The organism is Candidatus Spechtbacteria bacterium, assembly GCA_016188605.1.
In the GTDB taxonomy this organism is placed as follows: domain Bacteria; phylum Patescibacteriota; class Minisyncoccia; order Spechtbacterales; family JACPHP01; genus JACPHP01.
In genome coordinates this window covers 1-21,658 of sequence record JACPHP010000012.1, presented here as the reverse complement: position 1 = coordinate 21,658, position 21,658 = coordinate 1, and the positions used below count along the sequence as shown (strand labels likewise).

The following is a 21,658-nucleotide window of genomic DNA, read 5'->3' as shown; positions in this document are numbered from 1 at the left end:
TTGATAGATGATATTGTTAACTGTGACTTTGAAGGTGTGGATAAGTTTGCTTGACCTTGCTATTCTGCCCATGTAAGATTAGAAGCATTATGATTTCTAATTGGCAGCCCCAACTTCCTCAGCTTCAGTTTCCTAAGTACGAGAATCGTCGTCACACTGGCAAGGATTTGGTGGGAATCGCTATTATTGTCGCCGCAGCTATGATTGCGGCGAATTTTATTTTTCAGCAAACAAAGGTTTTCACTAACGGCATTGCCGAGCAAAGTTTTATTGATAGTTTAGTCGCGGAAGAATTGCGGTATAAATTTAATATCGCGCAAAGCAAATCCACGCCGGAAAAGACTTACGCGGAACTGCGCGCCGCGCTGTTGAATAATGATTTGAATGGCGTTTTGAAGTTGATACATCCGGATTATTTGTGGAAGTATGAGGATGGATTGCGCAAGGCGGCGGCGGAGAAGAAGCTGGCAGAGGCGGCGGCAAGGATGACGCCACTGGAGGCCAAGATTGAAGAATATGGAAATATTGTAAGGTATAAATTGTCTCCAATTCCTGGTAATAATAATTCTAATCCCTTGAAACGATACGGCGAAGATGTTGAGTTTACACGCGACTATGATGGAGTTTGGAAAATAAGTTCGCTGTGATGAAAATGAGAGTTATTCGCATTTTGTGCATTTTCGGTCTTGGGGGGCTGATAGCCAGCTCCTCTTTTTCGTATGCCCACGCCTATAACCCAGACACAACTCACCGGCCATTATCTGAAAAAGCGGTAGAGCTATATAACGCATCTTTCCTTGACGCAGCGCTTACGCAACAAGAGAAGCAGTGGATTGCGCAAGGGTCGGTTGACGAAGACGCGCCCGTTATGCGCGTGGTGCATCACTTTTATGACCCGATAAACAACCAAGGGTTGCAGGGGTTTGAATCATCAAAGCAGTGGGCGCGTGACAGCGCCATGCAAGGGCTTAATCGTTTTCAGCTCGGTGGCGCAAGCGGAGTATTTACATGGGAAGAAGCTATTCGGGCATATGATAGGGGTGACAAAGAGCGGGCGTATAAAACGTTGGGGCATATATTCCATTTAATACAGGATAAAACTGTGCCAGCGCATGTGCGGCAAGATCCGCACCCGCCATTTTTTAAGGATGAGCTCGGCGGTGAAGATCCATATGAACACGCAACAGAAAATATTGCTATGCCTAACATAGCGGCAATGAAACTGCTTGAATATGGGAATATTGATACGTATTTTGACAATGTCGCGCGATATACCAATACGCATTTTTTGAGCAAGGACAGTTTGGGGCAATATCAGCAGCCAAGTCCAACAAGAGTTGATACGAAATATATTTATTCGATTGATAATAATTCGGAGTATAGAATCGCCAGCTTCTCAGGAGGCTCTGTTTTATTTGGCGATGATACCAAATTAATTCTCTCCGACCCCCTCGTCATCCAAGACTACTGGTCCCGTCTAGCGCCAAAAGCCATTGAAGCTAACGCCGGAGTCTTAAAACTTTTTCACGACACAGTCGGCAAGCAAGCGGCCAATGACCAAGCAAGCGCGGGTGATAACATATTTATATCCGCGTTTCGCGCGCTCGCAAATAGCGCGCAAGCCGTAACACTCCGCGTGCAAGCCGAACTTCGCAGCGCGCAAGAATTACTTTCTTTCTTTGGCGCTAATATCGCGCCGGGCGTGGCCATTGGAGGCGATCCTAATTCCATGCTTCCGTTCAATACTACGATCGCCAACGTGGATTTTCAGAGAAATATTGAAGCGCAACAGTCACAGCAGCAATTTAATCAGCAAGTGACAACAGCTCTGACAAATCCCGTTTATACCAGTGGCCAGACGCGAACATTAAACCAAACTCAAGATGCTTTGCAAGCAAACTCATTGCAGCAACAAAGCCAACCAAATGAACAAAGCCCATCAACATCAACCCAAATTTCAATTTCAAATACGTCGCCATCATCAAAGCCATCATCAAACAGCGCAAACACACAAACTCCATCCCAACTAAAAGATGCAAATCAACAAAAAGATTTAAACATAAACAATACCTATCGCGTCAGTAAAGTTATAGACGGTGATACAATCTCGCTTACCAATGGCGAATATGTGCGCTATATTGGCATTGACGCGCCGGAAGTGGCGCGTCCCGGACAAACAGCAGAATGTTTTAGCGCGGAGGCAAAAAAGCGCAATGAAGAATTAGTGCTGAATAAAGATGTGCGTATAGAAAATGGTCCCGAAGCGCGCGACGCATACGGGCGCATGCTGGGGTATATTTGGGTTGGCGATGCTTTTGTAAACAAAAAACTTATTGAGGAGGGATATGTCCGCTCGTTTAACTTTGGCCATCCTCATGCCCAAGACGCATATTTTGACGCGGCGCAGAAACAGGCAAAAGAAGCCAAGCTTGGCTTATGGACGCAATGCGCAAAGGATAAACAAAAAGAAGACCTTGAAGCCACGCAACAACAAGAGGAGAACAAAGAAAACTCGCAAACGCAAACGCAACCCTTAACTCCAACAAATACCAAACTTGTAATCAACGAAGCGCGTATTGCCGGCGGCGAATTCGTGGAAATTTACAATCCCACCGCAAGCGCGACCTCTCTCGCGGGATATTTCATGGCATATTATTCGCAAAATCGCGCGTCGTGGAGCGATCCATGGCGCAATAAAGAATTTCCCGCTGATGCCGTAATTCCCGCGCGCGGCTACTATATTATAGCATTTGGCGATTTCTCAGAACATTTTAATTGGCGCGTTTACACAAGCGACCTCCTGGGCAACAGCGCCGGCGCATTTGCGCTTTGGAAAGGCGACCCTAAAACAAGTAGCTCCACGCGCATTGACGCTATGGGGTGGGGCGACGCGATATTATTTGAAGGAAGTTCGGCCGCGCCAGTTTCTTTTACTGCCGCGAGCATTATTCGCTGGCCATCCGGCGCGGATACAAACAGCAACAATCAGGACTTTCGCGTGACCAAAACCATGACTCCCGGAGGAGTAAATATTTTTGAACAAGAAGCGCCGACAGCGGGCTCATCGCCCGCGCAGGACACTCAGCAAAACGACACCTCGCAGCAAACACAAAACCAAACACAGCAAAATTCTCCTGCCGCGCCTGCCACTCCCGCCACGATTGTTATAAATGAAATTCAAACAGGCGACGCGGAGTTTATTGAGCTTTACAATACAAGCAACGCAACAATGTTGCTCGCCGGTCATTATTTTGCCTATTATTCTTCATCAAAAACAGCGTGGAACGATCCATATCGCGTAAAACAATTTCCTGACGGGGCAAGTATATCGGGGCAAGATTATTATCTTATCGGCTTGAAGGATTATGTCACGACCGGCGGCAACCCCAACGCCGACTGGCAGCCCTATACTAGCGCGCAGCTGGCAAATAGCGGAGGCACCGTGGCTGTTTTTCCATTTGATCCATCAACTAAATCCGCGCAAGACGCGCAGGCAGGAATGATTGACGCTGTCGGCTGGGGAAACACTATCCTTTTTGAAGGGGCAGCGGCTGGCGCCCCGGAAATAAATCAAAGTATCGCGCGTAGCGCAAGCCACGCTGATACAAATAATAACGCGCAAGACTTTTCTATTACTATTACTCCGAATCCCAAGCAAAACGCGGCGCTTGCCCAAGAGACTCAAGAGATTCAAGAAGATGACACGGCCGCTGATGACGCGGCCGTTGTTGAAGATTCAGATACCTCTTTAGATTCGGATGATGATGAAGACGAAAATGAAGTCGATGAAGATGAAGATGAAGACGAAGACGAAGACGACGGAAATTCTTCTCAATCACCGGACGAATTAGACGAAGATGACAGCGAAACCGACGAAGATTCTTTCCAGCCATTGCCGCTTCATATTGTTATCAACGAAATACAGACAGGAGATTCTGAATTCGTAGAGCTATACAATCCAACAGATGCGAATATCTCATTGGACGGATATTATTTCGCGTACTATTCTACCAGCAAAACAAGCTGGGACAATCCGTGGCGCGTCAAGCAATTCCCCTCCGCCGCTTTAATTTCCGCAGGCGCTTACTATCTTATCGGTTTCAAAGGATACAACACAGCAAACAACAACCCTAACGCCGACTGGCAGCCCTACACTAGCGCGCAGCTGGCAAACACGGGCGGAACGATCGCGATTTTTTCACAAGACCCTGAATGCGCTAAACAAACTCCGTGCGCGGTAACCCCCATTGATGCGGTGGCATGGGGCGACGTAACCTCCGCGCTGCAAGAAAACACAGCCGTAGCAGCGCCAACTCTAAATAAAAGTATTAGTCGCGGTGACCAGCATCAAGACACTGATAACAACGCGCAAGATTTTACACAGCTAGACATACCAACGCCGACAAATTCTGACGCGACGCCCGCGCAAGCGGATTTTTCCGGAGCGCCTATTTGGGCAATGAAATATTTTAACGCGCGCCATACAAACGAGTCCACGAAAAATGGCCCTGCTTGGTCTGCCAGCAGTGACGCAAAAATAAAATCACAAATGCAAGTTGCCGGATACTCTTTTTCTATCTCTCAACCCGTGATTGATTCGGAGGGAAATTCATATCTTACAACTACCGTAGGGAGTAAGTCTTCAGTATATTCATACGATATTAATGGTAACGCGCGTTGGTATTACGATATTTCAACTCCCGACCTGCGCGCGCCCGCGCTTTCTCCGGATAGCCAAAAATTGTACGTTGTTTCGATTGGCGCAAATACTGCAAACTCGCAAGGGAAGCTTTATGTGTTGCAAACATCAGATGGTTCTTTGCTTGCGTCTGTTTTGTTGGGCATTACGTGGGCGACAAGCGGCGGCAATCACGACGCGACTTCGCCAATCACAGATTCTCAAGGAAATGCGTACGCATGCACGCTTCGCCAGTGTATGGCGTTTGACTCGGGCGGAACTGTTTTGTGGACAACCGTACCCAATTGGGGAAGTATTTTAAATATCAGCGGATTTACAGGATCTTCGGCTAGTGTAATTCGTACCCCCGTTTTGGATGCCAACAATCTTTACGTTATAGTTAGAAATCCCAACAATGATTTTACGCTCCTAGTCCTATCTTTGTCTGACGGCGCTATTTTATGGTCGCGCAATATGCAGAGCGCGCCCGCAACCGGCATAACATATATTCTTGGCGATCCAAGTCTGGATGCTAGCGGCATACTATACGCGCAGTTTCAAACAAGCCAAATCAATACAGGCGTTGCCGCGTTTGACACGCAAAACGGCGGCGCGTATTTATGGAAAAGCGTGATTGCGAGCCCCTCACTTTCATTTAAGGAGTCGCCAGTTGTCGCGGGTAACGGCGAAATATACAGCGCGTCATATCAGCAAAATAAAATTTATTTGTTCAATACGCAGGGCGCAAGCAAGGGGACTAACAAAGCTGTGTTTACCGCGCCGGCCAATATCAGCAGCTTAGTTTCCACGGACGCTAGCGGAAAAGTGTATGTTGGCGATGAAGCGGGAAACATTTATGCGCTGCAAAAAAGCGCGACGAACAACAATGGAAATGGCAATTCCGCCAATTCAGACATGCTTACGGTCGTTTGGCAATACAAGCTTGATAGCAAGGTGCTATCGCTGGTAATCGGCGACGGGTTAGTTTATGCAATCACTAATGGCGGGTTAATGTATGTGCTAGGGAATTAGCCATATGAATTTGACAAGAATATAAAACGACATCTATACTTTTTACGATGGTGCTTATGTAGAATATGCAAATAGGAGGCTACAATGCGAAACGCAGCGGAGTTTATTAGAGGTTTTGGAAGAGGAAGCGGGAAACTTACAAATGTTCAAAAATTAACATTGGATGTTCTAGCTGACGGAGTGAAGCAAGATGTTATGCTTAACAAAGAACAGACTGATCTGCTGATGATTATGCTCATCGAGCTTGTAAGAGAAGCTGATAGTAAAAATTATTCTCCTTACTCATTTATATTGCAAATAGCAACATACGTTAACAGCTGTTCCTAGTAAGTTAAAAAGCCGCATGATTCGCTCAGCGGCTTTTTCATTAGAGTCAGAAACCGCCGGCTTTAGCCGGCGTGTGCGTTTTTTTAGTTAATTTTGGAGAGCGAGCGAGGGGGATTTGCGCTTATAAGCGCAAATCCCCCTCGCTCGCAAAACCCACTCACGCCACTAGGTTCGCAGTTGTGCGGAGTGGGTCTTTTCTTTTTCCTGTTTTTGGAGCACAATGTATAGGTGTTTGGCCCTTTTAGACCAAACACCTATATGTAAGCTAAAAACAAGCTATGGCAATAAACAGGGTTAGAAAAGCAATTTTCCCAGTAGCGGGCTATGGCACGCGCTTTTTGCCTGCCACAAAGGCTCAGCCAAAGGAAATGCTAACGCTGGTAGATAAGCCAGTGGTGCAGTATTTGGTGGAAGAGGCGGTGGAGGCGGGAATTGAAACAATTATTTTTGTCATCAATAGCAACAAACACATTATCGGCGACCATTTTAGCCGCAACTTGGAGCTGGAGAAAATGCTTCGCGCCAAGAAAAAGAAAGCTTTGCTTGAAAGCATACGCCATATCCACAAAGAAGCGGAGTTTATTTTCGTGCATCAGGACGAGCCGCTCGGTAGCGGAGATGCCGTGATGCGCGGTCGGGGACTGGTGGGTGATGAGCCTTTCGCGCTTTTTTATGCCGATGACGTGATGGATTCACCCAAAGGAAAGCCGGCAATTGGCCAGTTGATTGAAACATTTGAGCGGTATCACGAATCGGTAATGGGGTTGATTGATATTCCAAGATCGCAAAGCAGGTTTTACGGAATGATCTCCGGCAAAAAAATAGGGGACCGCACATACCAAATACATGGCGTGGTAGAAAAGCCAGATCCAAAAGATACTCCGTCTACGCTTGCCAGCGTCGGGCGATTCATAATTACCCCGGATATTTTCCAGTATATTCCAAAGCTTAAAAAGAAAAATGGAGAGATTTATTTTGCTGACGCCTTAGATGCAGTAGCGAAACAGGGAAAGCTTTATGGTTATGAAATGGACGCGGTGTGGCATGACTGCGGCAATAAACTGGGATTTTTCAAGGCAACGGTGGAGTTTGGAATGAAGCACCGTGAGATTGGTGACGAGGCGCGGGCGTTTTTGAAACGTATATAAAAAATGAGTATTTTAGACATGAAAAGTACTATCCGCACAGCTATTTCGATAGTTATTTTTGCAGCAGCTTTTTATCCCGCTGATTATTTGCATGCGCAGACAGATACTACATTTTTTGTAGATTCTTCTTATGAAGAAGATGGCAAGACTCAGGAAAAGGCGCGTTTCCTTTTGGGTTCTTCACAAACTTACATCTACGTAGAAGACGAATATTTTAGAGCGCTTGCTTCCGAACAACAAGACTTATTTACCATTCGCGCGCAAAAGATTGCTCAAGAATTTGACCAAATCACTTATCCGCGCCTTCGCGCCGTTTTTGGCAGAGAATGGAATACGGGAATTGACAACGATGCGCGCGTAACCATATATTTTACGCGCATGAAAGCCAGGGCGGAGGGGTATATTAGAAAAAATGATGAATACGGAAAATCATTTTTTGATGATTCAAATGAGCGTGAAATGTTGTATGTTAGCGCGACTAGCGTGTTAAACTCATCGCAAGCAGGCGCGATATTGGCGCACGAGTTCCAGCATCTTATTACTTTAAATCAAAAGACAAAATTGCAAGGAGTGCAGGAGGAGCGTTGGCTTGACGAGGCAAAGAGCGAATATGCCGTCACCGCGGCAGGCTTTAATGATGCATGGGAAGGAAGCCGTTTGCAAGAAAGCGTACGGCTTTTACGCCTTAACCCAAATGACGCCCTACTGGTGTGGGAAGACGAGCCGATTGATTATGCTACCGCTTCTCTGTTTTTGCATTATCTTGTTGGTCAATACGGAGAAGTATTTCTCAAGCAGTTAAATTCTTCTCGTTACGTGGGTGCGGAAGCAATAACTCAGGCATTGGCCTCGCTGGGAAAAACGCGGACATTCTCCGATGTTTTTGAAGATTGGACAGTAGCTTTATTGATAAATAGAGATATAGATGGCACGGGGCGATATGCGTATTCTCAACCTATGCTTCAGTATAATAATTTACATATTCAGCCGCCAGTTACTCATACAATTTCCAGCCAAACGCCCGCCGTAGGATCAAATTCTGCTTTTCAGGATTTTCAACCGCAATGGTATCGTTTTATTCCCTCACTTTTAGAAGGAAAAAAGGTTGAAGTTTTGGAGATTTCTTTGCGCACCCACATAGATAATGATTATGTTCGCGTACCAGTTATTACCACTTTGTTGACGGGGGAGACGCGTATTTCTTACAGCGAAACGCGCGAAGGCAAAATGACCGTACGCGTTTCTGATTTTATGGATGATGTAAGCTCTGTTGTTATTATTCCCGCAAGCCATACGGAAATAAGGGGGCGTGAGAAGTTGGGGGTTTATCGTATACTCGCTATTTCTGTTAATCTTACGGATGTTCAACCCCCCGCCGTTTCCCCGCGCGTCATTCGCGACGGTGATCTTATTCGCGCGAAGGGGACAACAAAAGTGTATGTGGTCAATGGTTTTTATAGGCGGTGGATTCAGTCTCCGCAGATTATGGCTATGTACGGTCATTTGCGTTGGGAGAACATTGTTGAAGTAACCGAGGAGGAGCTTCAGCGATATAAGGAAAGTTTCCTCATACAAAAAGCCGGGGATTTTCGTATATATGAAGTTACGCTTGCGGGATCGGGAACAAAACAGTGGCTTAATATGACACCTCAACGGTTTGAAGCAAGTGGTCGTGCATGGAGCGCGGTTTTTACAGTAAATGCGCGGGAGTTTGTTTGGTATAAAACAGGAAATATTTTAAGAATATAGCGATAAGCTAATGTTTTAATATGTGTTTAATATGGTCTTCAGGACGGACCGACCCTCCGCAGGAGGGTCGGTCCGTCCTGAAGTAGTCCGTCCTGAAGTAGTTATAGAAGTCACTGCTCACCCCCCAATTTATGAGAGGGTATGAGCAGTTACGTTATAGAAAGCTTGTATTTTTCTGTATTCGTGCTATAGTTTCATAGTCCTCTTGTATTAGAAGGGGACTTTTTGGTATTCGGTCGGGCTAGCCATAGACCATAGACACTTATTTGCTATATGGGGTATAAGAGAAGCATGATTCAAGAAGCACTCAAACTGTGTTCGGCGCTTTATCGCGTAACAGAGCTTTTCCCAAAAGAAGAACCTTTGCGGTTCAAATTGAGAGAGGCAAGCTTGAATATCATTCCCCTTGTCATTTTTGCTGAAAATCAAATTCTCTCTCCCGAAATAAAAGATGATAACAATGGGGCAAAGCATTCTTCTTTGAGAGAATCGGTAAAACAATTTGACGTTCTTTACGCTTTTATAGATATAGCCAAAAGCCAGAAATGGGTGAATGGGCGCAATTTTGAGATTCTCATCCGTGCTTATAAGGATTTAGAAAAAAAACTGCAGGAAGAGCGGCTGGCCAGCATATCGTTAAACGAAGACGTGTTAGCGAGAAAACGAAAATCCTCCAAACGACGATTACAAGAATCTTTTTCAGTGGTTGAGATGGATTCTTCCGCGGACTTGCTTAATCTTCGGCAGAAAAAACTTTTAACGAGAATTAAAGAAGAGGGGCCGGCTCCCCCCACAGCCTTTTTTGTCAAATTTTCCAACGTGCATCCCCGTACGATTTTGCGGGATATTGAAAAGCTTGAGGAGATGCGTTTGATAAAAAGGAGAGGAGGCACGCGCAATCGGGAATATTATATTGCGGGATAGTTTATATTTTTGTAAATAACTGGGGGGGGGGGGGGGGGGGGGGGCAACAGACACTGTTCTGTGTCTCAGACCCTCGCTCAGTCACCCCGGAGCAATATCTATTGTCATCTCTATCTAAAATTTAGTTCGTTAATAGACATTTAATGACATTTACTGACATTTTGCTTAAAATATAAATGTCAGTAAATGTCATTAACTATGTCTACAAAATGTCATTAAATGTCTATAATCGCATTATAAAATGTCAGTAAATGTCATTAAATGTCTATAATCACGAATGACAGATAGGCAATTTCAACAACTTTTTTCTCGCGTTTACGACGAGTACGCCGATCAAATCTTTCGTTTCCTGTTTTTGAAAACAAATTCGAGGGAGACTGCGCAGGATTTATCTTCGGAAGTATTTCTTAGAATGTGGAATTATCTGATATCTAAAAATGGGCATAAAGCCGTTTTTATCGCGCAGGAATCGTCCGTACTCACATCGCTAGGCGGCATTCAAAACGTTCGCGCGTTTTTGTATAAAACAGCGCGTAATTGCCTGATTGACTACTATCGCAAACAGCGACCCACAGTATCGTACGAAGATATGTTGGCTGCCCCAGAAACACATGGCGGCATAGACGAAGCGCATGCTATAAACATAGACGTAGAAAACTCTCTTGATATAGCGCGTATACGCCAGGCATTGTCAGAAATCGGCGAAGAAACGGCGGAAATTGTTACCCTGCATTACTTGGAAGACCTGCCGTTTAGCGATATTGCGGATATTGTCGGAAAACCCGAAGGCACGGTGCGGGTGATTGCCCATAGGGGTGTGAATGCCCTTCGTGAGAGGTTGAAGCTAGAATGATAACACCAAAAGGAGGGTCGGTCCGTCCTGCGTGCAGGACGGACCGACCCTCCTATGGATTCCTGTAGGTAGATTGTAACGTTTTGTGTGCCTCATACGTCATCTTTAGTAGATATGCAAAATTTCACTGAACAACTATCACAAAATTCAAGTTCAAGCGACGATCGGCTCATCAAATCATTGAAGAGTTTGCGCGCAATTACGCTTGACAGCCAATGGAAAGAGCAAGAAAAAGCTCGAATTTTTGCTATGGCAAGCCAGGCCATTGAAGAGCGTGAACGTATTTCTGCTTTCTCCCTCGCTCACGCGATGAATTGGGTATTTCGCCCCCTTCCGTCTGGCGCGTTTGCCATGACAATGAGCATGCTGACAGGAGGTTTTGCGATAATGGTTTTTGTGTCAGGCGGGTTTCAGCCCGCGGTTTCCACGCAGATAGATATCGCAAGAATTTCTCATAACGCGACTGGCAACGTAATTAACGTAATTCAAGAAGTTGCCCCAGACAATCAAGGCGCGTCAGAACCACGTACTGCCACCGCGCTTAATAAGGCGAAAAAATACGTTGCTTCCGCAAATGGCGCGAACGTGAATACGAGTTCATCTAACACGCAAACGCAAGTAAGAAAATCAGATAGCCCTGCTTTCTCACAGAGCTTGAGTTCTCTTGAATTGTACGGCGATGATACCGCTACGGCTTTCCGTACATTTTTGCGCGAACGGTTGAATCGTGTCTGGGTTGAAGCGCAGGAAAACGGCAATGAATCAGTTATTTATATCGCGAAAGAAGCAGAAAAGTTTTATGCCGAGGGGGACTACGATGCTGTTTTACGAGCAGTGAGCGCCGCAGAGGCTTTGTTAAAATAGCGCGATAAGCAAAGAAACTTATCCACATTTAGACATACGCAGTTCTTTGATATAATTGGATAAGCGTTCAATCACTGCCTTGCCCCTTTGGGGCTTCGCACCTATTTAGTGCAAGGTAGCGATTGAACGGATTATCCGCCTTGGCACCAAGGAGGATAGGTTTTTCTTTATTAAGAGCTGTCTCCCCAGCTTAGTCCTGAACAAACCCGTAATTACGGCGCAGTTCAGGATCTAGCTGGGGAGACCCAAAACCGAAGCGTACTTTAACTAAAGATGGTCGACTGCGATTCAATGCCTCAAGCCAGAGAAATAAATAATACTGACTAGAGGATCAAACGGTCGCCGGGCGTTTATACGCCACGCACAGCTGCGTGGCGTATAAACGCCCGGTGGCCAGCATCAAATGTTCATCTGGTGCACATATGAGCATTTGATTTCACCCCCCCACGTTCCGATTATTCGGAACTTCGGACGGGTCACTCCCTCGCGATATTTTAACGAATATCGTAAAGGGCCTAACCCTTTTCTTTTTTCGCAAGAAAAATTCAGAGGGAAATATACAAATGAGTAAAACAACTAAGATACGATTACGCACAACATTGTCGTTTTTCACATCGGCAGTGACTGCGATCTCCATGTCCGGAGTAATGTATCTTGCCCCTGTCGCAAGCGCGGCAACAATCGCCGATGGCGATCTTATTCGCGCGACGGGAACGAATGACATCTACATTGTCAAGCTCGTAGGAGCAAAGATGTTTAAGAGGTTGATTCTCAACCCCGAAATCTTTAACTCATACGGACACTTGAAGTGGAGCAATGTTCAGGACGTTACCCAGGCAACAGTGGACGGATACACCAATTCCAATTTGGTTCTAGAGATAAATGCCGACGGTTCCGTAAAGGACCCGAAGGTTTACGCGGTAACCTCTGCCGCAGGCAGTGACACTGGCGAACGACGTCACCTCAATGTTACAGCAGCAGAATTTGAATCAGCTGGTTTGGATTGGGATTCACTCTACAAGATTAATTCCACAGAGGCATCCCCAACCTTTTATCCTACCCAAACAGCGTTGACCGCGACGGACAGTTTGTCCACATGGGCAACGAATGTGCTTGGTGGAACAACCACAACCACTACCCCAACTACCCCAGCAGGCACGGGCGTTTCCATAGCTCTTGATTCCAGCACTCCAGCGGCCCAGCAAGTAGCAGGTGGGGCGTCAGACTTTGTGTTTGCAAAAGTAAAGTTTGTTGGTGGTGCTAACACCACAATAAGCTCGCTCGTAGTTTCTCGAGCAGGGCTTGCCGAAGATAATGATTTCACGGCATTGAAGCTGTGGGACGGCTCAACCCAACTTGGTGGCACGCAAGCGCTTAACACCACCACACACAAAGCAACCTTTACCGGCCTTAACTGGGTAGTTCCAGCAGGCACGACAAAGATTCTTACAATCACTGGAACGCTTGACGTTCTTGGCACAAACACTGCCACTACGGGCAATACGCCTCGTTTGGGCATTGCCGCGGCCACTGACGTTACAGCAACCACAACGGTTTCCGGCACATTCCCTGTATATGGCAATTCTATGACCATCGCGGGTATTGGCGTAGGAACTCTTGATGTTACTTTGCGAACAGTTCCAGCTGATAGTTCTCCTGTTGCGGGTGCTACTGCAGTAGAAATTGCTTCGTGGACCTTTGACGCGGAAACAGAAGGCATGAGCGTTCGCAGTATTAAGGTAACGCAAACCGGTTCCGCATCTTCAACGGATGTTAAAAACGTTATGCTTAAAGCAGATGGTGTTCAGCTTGGCTCAACCGTTCCATCACTTATGGCAAATGGAAGCGCGGTATTTGATCTTTCAGCGACCCCTTATAGCATAAACGCAGGGGTATCAAAGATCATTTATCTATACGCCGACATTTCCGCGGGCATTGTTACCGGCACAACCACAAGAACCATTGACTTTGAGATTACTGAAGCCGCGGACGTTGTCGCTTTTGGCGCGAACTCCGGCGGTTCTATCACTATTACCACTGACACGGGCGGCGATAGTGTTACATACACCACGCAGAGCGGCGTTGCCCAGACCGTTGGCCAGGGCACAATCCCGACTGTGGCGGTAAACGGCGCTACCAACCCTTCCGCGCAGGCCTTTGTGAACGGAACAACCCAGCAGCTGTTCTCGGCATTTCGCTTCTCCAATGGAGTGGCGCAGGATGTGAGGGTTGCCCGAATCCGTTTGAATCTTCTTGGTACTGGCGCTGGCGCGACAGACGTTTCCAATATAACGCTTTATAAGTATGACGAGTTGACGGGTACTGAAACACAGGTTGGCACAGCCACGAATTTCGTGGGCACGGTTGCAACCTATGGAGCAGACGCCCCGGGGCTTGACACCGGCGTGTTTGACATTCCAAAAAGCAAAAACGTTGTACTTCATGTTCGCGGAGATGTTTCCACTTCAGCAAGCTATACCACAATAGAAATCGCGCTTAATGAAGTGCGTCTTGATGGCGTGCAGTCAGCAGCCAATATGGACGCAATGGTGGTAACCGGCGTTGACGGCCTTGGCGAAGTGCGCACCCACAATGCAAATAGCGCGGTGGGTACGTTAACCATTGCCCTTGCTCCGACTAATCCCGGCGCAAAGAACGTGGTTCCCGGCACAGCCGGCCACGAGTACGGCAAGTTCAACTTTACCGCAAATGGTGAAGCAATCACCATTTCCACCCTGATCTTTAATTTGCAGGATAATGCCGCTGCCGCCGCATCCGGAGACTTTACCAATGTAAAGCTCTGGGACGGCGCGACACAGATTGGCTCTACGGTAGCTTCGCCCACATCCAGCGCTACGTTCAGTGTTAATGTGACGATAGCAAAAGACGCAACTAAAACCTTTACCGTAACTTCGGATGTGCCTACAAACGCAAATACGGCATGGGCTGGCGCAACTCGCGTGCGACTTTTGTGGACAACAAATGCCACCGATGTAGTTGCGACAGGTGTGTCTTCAACTGCTAGCGTCACTGCTACGACATCTGATCTTAACGGCAGCAATATGACGGCATTAGTTGGCGCGTTGACTGTTTCTATGTCCACTAACCCTCCAGCAACCACCTATGTAAACAGCACATCGCAAGCATGGCTTGGCCGCTTGGTGCTTACGGCAGGTTCTGCTGAAGATTTGAAGGTAAGCGCGATTACGTTTACCGTGGACAACGACGGTACGTTTGATGCAGACGTTGCGTCGGAAACGTACTTCAGCAATGTAAAGCTTTATGATGGCACAACCGTTGTAAAGTCACTTGCTTCATTTACGGAAGTATCCGGTGATGACCGAGCTGCTTTCACCGGCATATCAGTTGATGTTGCCAAGGGTTCGCAAAAAGTACTTGATTTGAAGGCCGATGTCATCGTGGGAGGCAGTGTAGTGGCAGTAGTTGGTGTGGATGACGCGAATGCCACAGGCGGTTCAGATATTGTGGCTACCGGCCTTTCATCTAATTCCACCGTATATGGCGCAAGCTCAAATAACGCGCTCATTGCTGGCCAGGTTATGACCCTTGCAAACGCCGGAAGCCTTACCTTTGTGCGCGATGCTTCAACTCCAGTTGCGGCAATGACCGCGGTTGGCACATCGGGCAAGACAAACATCGCGTTTACGAAGTTTAAGATGACGGCAAACAGCGAGGACATTGACATTCGCACAATTGTTGTTCGCCAGGAAGATAGCGGCGAGGCAATTGGCGCGTCTGATAACAACTTTTCTCGCGTAGCGCTTTATGATGGTGACACCAAAGTAAGCGCCGATGGATACTTTAGTTCTGGTGTAGTTACCTTTACTTTTGCCGAAGGCAATACTGATATCGCAAAGGATGCGAATAAGGTATGGACTATTAAGGCAGACGTTTTGGGCACATCAAACGGAGCAACATCCGGCGATTCCCCAGAGCTTTTTGTGGGCTCCGTAGTTGCTTACGGTGTTTCATCCGGTTCACTAGCCGACCTTACCTTGACCGAAAATACCGCGGCGAGTGTTGCAGCCTTGGTGGTTGACGGTGCCGGACAGGCAGCCGATGCCACTGTAACATCGCTTGTTTTGGACAACGGTTCGGGCGCTGACAGCGGCGACGACGATCTTGTGGGCTCCATTATAACCATTGGAACCGAAGAGCAGTTGATTACCGCAATTGCCGATGGCGCAACCGAAGACACCTACACAGTTGTCCGTGGTGTAAACGGCACCACAGCCGCGGTTCACGCGGATAATGCTACTACCCAGGTATACAGCATGGCGATTGGTAACGCGCAGTATTTATTCCGCACAGTACCTACATTTGCTCTCTGTACGGCAACCTGCTCTGGCGGCGCTTCGCCTTCTGGCACCCTTAGCCCGGTAACCATGACGACCTTGCGCTTCACCATCACCGCTGACGCGGGAGGTGATGTCATCTTTGATGGAACTAACCACAACCTTCGCTTTACCGTGACTGGTTTCCAGGGAGATGATGATGCTACAAACCAAGGAATCACGGTTTATAGGCAGGATACAGGCGCTTCGGTTGGTACGGTTACAGCGGCAGACAATGTGTTGGATGCCGGTGAAACACCAGATGTTACCAATATGAGCGTTACGATCCCAGCCGGAACCACTATGGAATTCCGTGTTGAGACAAACCTAGCTGACTACGAAACCGATGGCGACAGCTTCCAGTTGTCAATTGCTAACGGTACGGCAGATGTCTCTTGGGACGATGATGTGTCAACCGATGTTCTCGTAGGCCTTATCAAGGGCTTGCCAATCACCGGTGGCGCGTTCATCAATCCTTCCTAGTCTCTGATATAATCTTGGGCCTTGTCCTTGTGCGAGGCAGCCAAGTAAGAAACCAAAAACCGCCCTTCGGGGCGGTTTTTGGTTTGCGAGTCAAACACGGTTAGACACAGAACAACACAGATGTGAACACAGATATACACGGATACGGATAGACACGGATAGTTTGTTCGTGCTAATTTTTATATGATGAATAACTTATTACACCAAGAGCTTTCTTATAAATTGCGCGGTTTATTTTTCGCGATTCGTAATGGATATGGTCCCGGACAGAAAGAAAGCATTTATTCTAAAGTTTTAGCAGAGCTTTTGCAAAGCAATAATCTGTCTTTTGAAAAAGAAAAAGCGATAAATGTGCGTACGCCTGGAGGGGAAATAGCTGGCGCATACAGGCCGGATTTTCTTGTCAGCGATAAGATTATTGTAGAGTTAAAATCTTCCAATATTACAACTAAAATAGACGAAAAACAGCTTTATTACTATTTGAGAAATAGTAAGTACGAAGTGGGATTTCTTGTGAATTTTTCTACGCCCAAGCTCTATATTAAAAGAATTATCTACACCAACGACCGCAAACCGTTTTTGCCCGCGTGAATCTGTGTCTATCTGTATCCGCGTGCATCCGTGTTCGCATCCGTGTATATCCGTGTTTCAGTTATCCACAGCTTGCATTGTTTGCTATTGAATAATTATTTGATACAATAAAAAAGAACATTCATCTTTCCAACTAACCTTTGGTATATGCGCATTTTTTGTGCGTTATCATAATAAGCCAGAATAAGTTGGTTCAAGGGAATATATACTTGCGCATAGTGCATCGCGCGGGCATGTGTTTCCTGAAATATGTTCTCGTTTCCTTTCAATGAGGTCGACGCTAAAAAGAGAGGACAATGAAAAATAAAATAAACGACGAATGTTTTTAAAAAAATATAGATATCATACTATGATGTCTATAATAATGAGTCGACAATATTAGGACATTGCGCATTTGAGTCGTCAGATAATTAAGTACAAACGCGTAAGTCCTAAATATAATTTTTAATGAACTTCTTTTCTTATTTTTTTTAAAATAATAGGAGGTTCAAATTTATTATTTAACTATGATAGATATACTTAAAAAAAGACAAATATGGAGTGCTGCGGCAAGCGTCTTGGTAACAGTATTTCTTGTCGGGGGATTGGCGCAAGCCGCGATCACCTTCAACCAGAATATCCAAGTTGGTGGAGGCACACCGGGTTTACCGCTTAACGGCGACGACTTATATGTAACCGGAACGTTTGAAGTGGATGGCATCTCCAACTTGGCCGGCGCTGTTACTCTTCCCGGCACGGCGGCTACCACCGTCTTTACAGTGACGGCCGGAGACCTCGTTGTTTCAGATGGTTCATTGGCTCTGACCGATGCTGACGAGGCCGCGACGTTAACTGTAACTAACGCCACAGCAACCACCTTTGGCGCAGCAGCCGACAATGGTGTTGTTGCCTTTATAGGCGACGGACTTACTACGGGAACCCTTCTTCACCTATCAGCTACCGAAGCTACATTGGCCGGCGGTCATTATTTGAAGGCATGGGATGAAACTGCCGACGCAACTGTGTTTTCTGTCGGCGAGGACGGCTTAACAACAATTGCCGGCTCGGCTGATGGCACCGACGCGCTGGTGCTTACCGCGGGCGACATTCTTGTTAGTAATGGTGATTTTACAGGTAATGGAGGCGACTTTGACTGGACGCTTGACGCCGCTGATGGCGCAAGTTTGGGCGCTGCGGCGACAACGGCGGATGCGCTTACTATTACTTCCGATGTCCCAGCGGCTAGCGACGGTATCGATGGATTAGTTATTTCTCACACTCTCGTAGATAGCGCGAGCTCCGCGGGGCTTCGCTTGACGCTTATAAACTCCGATAACGCAACAGGCGCTGACACGATTTATGGCCAACTGATTTCAATTGACGACAACTCAACGTCTTCAGCAGATACTGTTTATGGTCTTTATATTGATAATGTTGATGGCGTAGCCGCGGCAGATGCTTTGTTGTATCTAAATAACACTGACACAGATACTGCGGTTACAACCGGAATTTTTGTCAATACAGCGGCAGGAGCTATTACAACGGCAATAGATGTTTCTGACGCGCAAATAGGAGATGCTTTGGCATTTGGGGATAACGCTCTCAACGGGACTTATTTTGATGTAGCGGCCACCACCGGCGCCGTTACATTGACACAGCAGACGGTTGCCACCGCGCCTTTCACCGTAACTAGCATTGACGATGGAACTGCAGCCGTACTTGATTTGAACGTGCACAACGTATCAGGAACCCTGATTGACGTTGACTACACGGCAGAAACTCAAACTGGCGATTTAACAGGGCTTGATTTAAATCTCAATACAAATGTTACTGCCGCAACCGATCAGGATGTTACGGGCGTGAATATTCAGACTCCTATTCTTACAGCAACCGATACAACTGCCACCACTACATACACCGGTTACAACATTTCCGCGGCTGGCACGCTTGCCACTACGTCTGGTGCCGTGGGCGCCGCAGTCATTGACTGGAGGGGAGCAAATATCACCATGCCAGCCATTACTGCTGGTACGGGTGATACCGTCACTGCTTACGGTATTCTTATTACCGCAGGAACTGTTACCAATGGAGCTGGAACTGAAACTGCTATTGGTGTTGATGTGTCGGACACGGATATTGTATCTGCCTTAAGCATTGGCGCAAATACAATTCTTTCTACCGGCACAGTAACCTTTAATAGGGCAGATTCAGGAACAATTATTCTTACCGCGACGGATGATGATGCGGACGCCGCTTTAACCGTCAGCTCCGGCGGCACCGGAACCTTAACGCTTGATGGAGGAGGAGCTAGCGCCATCGTGATCGGTTCTGCCGACGTTACTTCGCTCACTGCGATTGTTGACAACGACGTAACCATTCGAAACGGCGCAACCGGCAATGTCACAATGGACTTCCGTGACTATGCCGATTCTTCAGTGGACGATATGGCGCATGTTCTTATGACCACAAACTGCACGGACACAGGCGACGGCACCGAGGACTGTGACTTCACCATTGGAGTAGTGGAAGGGGGATTAGTAGCTGAAACACGCTTCAATATTGACGCGGACGCTGGAGTTACAGTTGGCTCTTCTAACAGCACCATTGTTACGTTATCCACAGACGGCACGGGTGATGGCGAATTGGTGCTTCCCGCAAGCTCTGTAAGCGCGGGAGAAATTGTTGATGTGGCAAGAGGTATCAGCATACCGCTTTTCTCGTTCATTGAGTGCGACACTGCTGCTGGAACCCAAATTGGTTTTGATACCACAGCTGATACATTGCCTGACTTCGTTAACTCCGCGACAGACGGTTTGGGATTTGTCCTTCGCTTTGATGACACTGGCGGTACAGAAGACCAAGGCATTGAAGTATGTAACCAGTTTACTATCGGGCCGGATTATGCGTCGGGTGGCGAGTTTCGCGTACGCGCTGTAAAAGACGCTGATACGGGCGCTACCGAAGTGATTAACTGCGCGGTGTCAGTAAACGGAGCCGTGTTGCAAGCAGTGGGTACTATTGAAGCTTCTGAAGCGGCCTCAACTTCTTATACTTGCGCGCCTACAATAGCCGCTTTGGCCGCTAACGACAGCGTAAGCTTCTACCTATCTATTGGTTCGGACGGCACTATGAATGATATTGTAGACATTGCTTCTGTAGAATTTGTGTACACGGCAACCGAATAAGCAGAGTAATTTGTGAAATTTTCTGGCGACAAATTGCAACAGTCTATCTTTTTGGGGCTTGGGTTGATCGGAGCCGTAGGGATTTTCACAGCCCTATGGTTTCTCCCCAAGCTTCAAGAGGAGCAGTTCCTTAAAGAATCACAACTATACGAGGATACAGAACGTGGTTTCAGTTTCCGTTTTCCCAAAGCATGGGAGTTTGTTCCAAAAGTTGACTTGGAATATAAAAATGAAAAGTTTGTGGTGGGCGTACAGCATCCGGCAACGCGCAGTTCCGCAGCCGGTGTGATTATAGAAGAAAAAGACCCGCAGAAGAAACTTAGGTTTGAGTACAATGCTTTCAAAGAAAGCTTGGAACAACAGCTTTCAACGTTGCAGGACTTCAAAGAGTTAAGTATTCAGCAAATAGAGAGGGATGGATACCCGGGCATAGATATTAGCTACACTTTCAAACATGCGTCTAAAGCGTATGTAAGAGAACGCCAGCTCATACTATTTGTGGGTCATTCTCTCTACTATCTTTCTGGAGGCACCACGGTTGAGACTTATCCTTTGTACAGAAAAGATCTTGAAGGAATATTTCAATCATTTCATATGATAAATGGATCGTCAGAGATAAAATAGATGTAAAACGTATTGTCAGTTAGGCAAAATAATTCTTGCAATTTCAAAATATAACAAAATATAACAAAGGTCGGATGCTATATTTTGTAAGAGTTTTGACTAATAAACAAAATTTGAAAGAACTTGATATGGTAAAAAAATTCAAAAAATACATATCTCCAAGCTCAGCTGCCTTTGTGGCCTTTGCTTTGCTTGTGATAAGCGCTGGTTCCGCGCTTGCTGCTGAAAATGTTATCTTCACTCAATCGCAAAATATTACACTCTCTTCAACTAATGATGTCATACAGATTCTTCGTTCCGGTACCAACATCAGCGTTGATACGGTTGTGATAAACACAGCTAACATCGTAATTACGATTGATGATGATGACGTGGTAACTCTTGTAAACCCGGACAGAAAAACGTTGAATGCGACTAATACAACCGGCACGACTAGTTCGTGCGGAGCTACCGATTTTCGCCTTGTTATTCCTGACCAAGGCGCTACAGTGAGCGCAACCGTAACCGTCGGCTCCGTTTGTTCATCTGGTGGCGGAGGTGGTGGAGGAGGGGGAGGAGGATCAGCGCCCGCAGCAACAACACCTGTCGTAACACCCGTAGTAACACCGACTCCCGCCGCTGTTCCGACAACCACAACAGGTGAGGTTACAGCAACGGCTACCGAAGGAGGCAAAACCACAGTCACAACTACCGATAGCGTGGTAGCATCAGTAGAGCTTCCAGCCGCCGCGGTTTCCGCAAGCACTACGGTTAGCATTGCGCCAGAAGTAGTGGCAACTGCCACCGCTTCTCGTCCTGTCCCAGCAGGTCAAAGTGTTATAGGAAGTAATGTCTATAACTATGTTGCTTCTTCGGGCGGAACAGCC

The 21,658-nt window shown here is 46.7% G+C and carries 13 protein-coding genes; all 13 read left to right on the top strand.

The genetic code is table 11. The features are described from left to right. Nucleotides 1–89 precede the first annotated feature (89 nt). The gene (locus tag HYV65_02360; GenBank protein MBI2463054.1) at nucleotides 90–647 is read left to right on the top strand and encodes a hypothetical protein; all 558 of its coding nucleotides are present in this window, start codon (nucleotides 90–92) and stop codon (nucleotides 645–647) included. Continuing rightward, complete coding sequence (locus HYV65_02355; protein MBI2463053.1) at nucleotides 647–5,710, top strand: lamin tail domain-containing protein; 5,064 nt, start codon at nucleotides 647–649, stop codon at nucleotides 5,708–5,710. Before HYV65_02360 ends, HYV65_02355 begins: the two co-directional genes overlap by 1 nt. A gap of 84 nt (nucleotides 5,711–5,794) precedes the next feature. Then, a complete protein-coding gene (locus HYV65_02350) occupies nucleotides 5,795–6,037 on the top strand; it encodes a hypothetical protein (protein ID MBI2463052.1) in 243 nt (80 codons plus the stop codon). Nucleotides 6,038–6,315: 278 nt separating this feature from the next. Continuing rightward, entirely contained in the window at nucleotides 6,316–7,185 is an 870-nt protein-coding gene (locus HYV65_02345) for a UTP--glucose-1-phosphate uridylyltransferase (protein MBI2463051.1), read from the top strand. 18 nt (nucleotides 7,186–7,203) lie between these two features. Continuing rightward, a complete protein-coding gene (locus HYV65_02340) occupies nucleotides 7,204–8,934 on the top strand; it encodes a hypothetical protein (protein MBI2463050.1) in 1,731 nt (576 codons plus the stop codon). A gap of 291 nt (nucleotides 8,935–9,225) precedes the next feature. After that, nucleotides 9,226–9,858 carry a hypothetical protein gene (locus HYV65_02335; protein MBI2463049.1) on the top strand — a complete coding sequence of 211 codons (633 nt, stop codon included), beginning with the start codon at nucleotides 9,226–9,228 and terminating at the stop codon, nucleotides 9,856–9,858. A 277-nt stretch (nucleotides 9,859–10,135) separates the two neighbouring features. Next, entirely contained in the window at nucleotides 10,136–10,711 is a 576-nt protein-coding gene (locus HYV65_02330; GenBank protein ID MBI2463048.1) for an RNA polymerase sigma factor, read from the top strand. A 114-nt stretch (nucleotides 10,712–10,825) separates the two neighbouring features. Next, nucleotides 10,826–11,575 carry a hypothetical protein gene (locus HYV65_02325; protein MBI2463047.1) on the top strand — a complete coding sequence of 250 codons (750 nt, stop codon included), beginning with the start codon at nucleotides 10,826–10,828 and terminating at the stop codon, nucleotides 11,573–11,575. A gap of 563 nt (nucleotides 11,576–12,138) precedes the next feature. Further along, entirely contained in the window at nucleotides 12,139–16,413 is a 4,275-nt protein-coding gene (locus HYV65_02320) for a hypothetical protein (protein ID MBI2463046.1), read from the top strand. A gap of 183 nt (nucleotides 16,414–16,596) precedes the next feature. Beyond that, nucleotides 16,597–17,004, top strand: coding sequence for a GxxExxY protein (locus HYV65_02315; protein MBI2463045.1), 408 nt, complete (start codon nucleotides 16,597–16,599; stop codon nucleotides 17,002–17,004). 506 nt (nucleotides 17,005–17,510) lie between these two features. Then, nucleotides 17,511–20,168 carry a hypothetical protein gene (locus HYV65_02310; protein ID MBI2463044.1) on the top strand — a complete coding sequence of 886 codons (2,658 nt, stop codon included), beginning with the start codon at nucleotides 17,511–17,513 and terminating at the stop codon, nucleotides 20,166–20,168. Nucleotides 20,169–20,201: 33 nt separating this feature from the next. Further along, complete coding sequence (locus HYV65_02305; protein ID MBI2463043.1) at nucleotides 20,202–20,792, top strand: hypothetical protein; 591 nt, start codon at nucleotides 20,202–20,204, stop codon at nucleotides 20,790–20,792. A 128-nt stretch (nucleotides 20,793–20,920) separates the two neighbouring features. Then, nucleotides 20,921–21,658: hypothetical protein (locus HYV65_02300; protein ID MBI2463042.1), on the top strand; the 738-nt coding region annotated here is incomplete at its 3' end.

Coding starts and splice junctions, on each gene's coding strand:
- HYV65_02325 (MBI2463047.1), top strand. CDS start 10,826: ATGCAAAATTTCACTGAACAACTATCACAAAATTCAAGTTCAAGCGAC.
- HYV65_02350 (MBI2463052.1), top strand. CDS start 5,795: ATGCGAAACGCAGCGGAGTTTATTAGAGGTTTTGGAAGAGGAAGCGGG.
- HYV65_02320 (MBI2463046.1), top strand. CDS start 12,139: ATGAGTAAAACAACTAAGATACGATTACGCACAACATTGTCGTTTTTC.
- HYV65_02345 (MBI2463051.1), top strand. CDS start 6,316: ATGGCAATAAACAGGGTTAGAAAAGCAATTTTCCCAGTAGCGGGCTAT.
- HYV65_02335 (MBI2463049.1), top strand. CDS start 9,226: ATGATTCAAGAAGCACTCAAACTGTGTTCGGCGCTTTATCGCGTAACA.
- HYV65_02340 (MBI2463050.1), top strand. CDS start 7,204: ATGAAAAGTACTATCCGCACAGCTATTTCGATAGTTATTTTTGCAGCA.
- HYV65_02310 (MBI2463044.1), top strand. CDS start 17,511: ATGATAGATATACTTAAAAAAAGACAAATATGGAGTGCTGCGGCAAGC.
- HYV65_02315 (MBI2463045.1), top strand. CDS start 16,597: ATGATGAATAACTTATTACACCAAGAGCTTTCTTATAAATTGCGCGGT.
- HYV65_02360 (MBI2463054.1), top strand. CDS start 90: ATGATTTCTAATTGGCAGCCCCAACTTCCTCAGCTTCAGTTTCCTAAG.
- HYV65_02330 (MBI2463048.1), top strand. CDS start 10,136: ATGACAGATAGGCAATTTCAACAACTTTTTTCTCGCGTTTACGACGAG.
- HYV65_02355 (MBI2463053.1), top strand. CDS start 647: ATGAAAATGAGAGTTATTCGCATTTTGTGCATTTTCGGTCTTGGGGGG.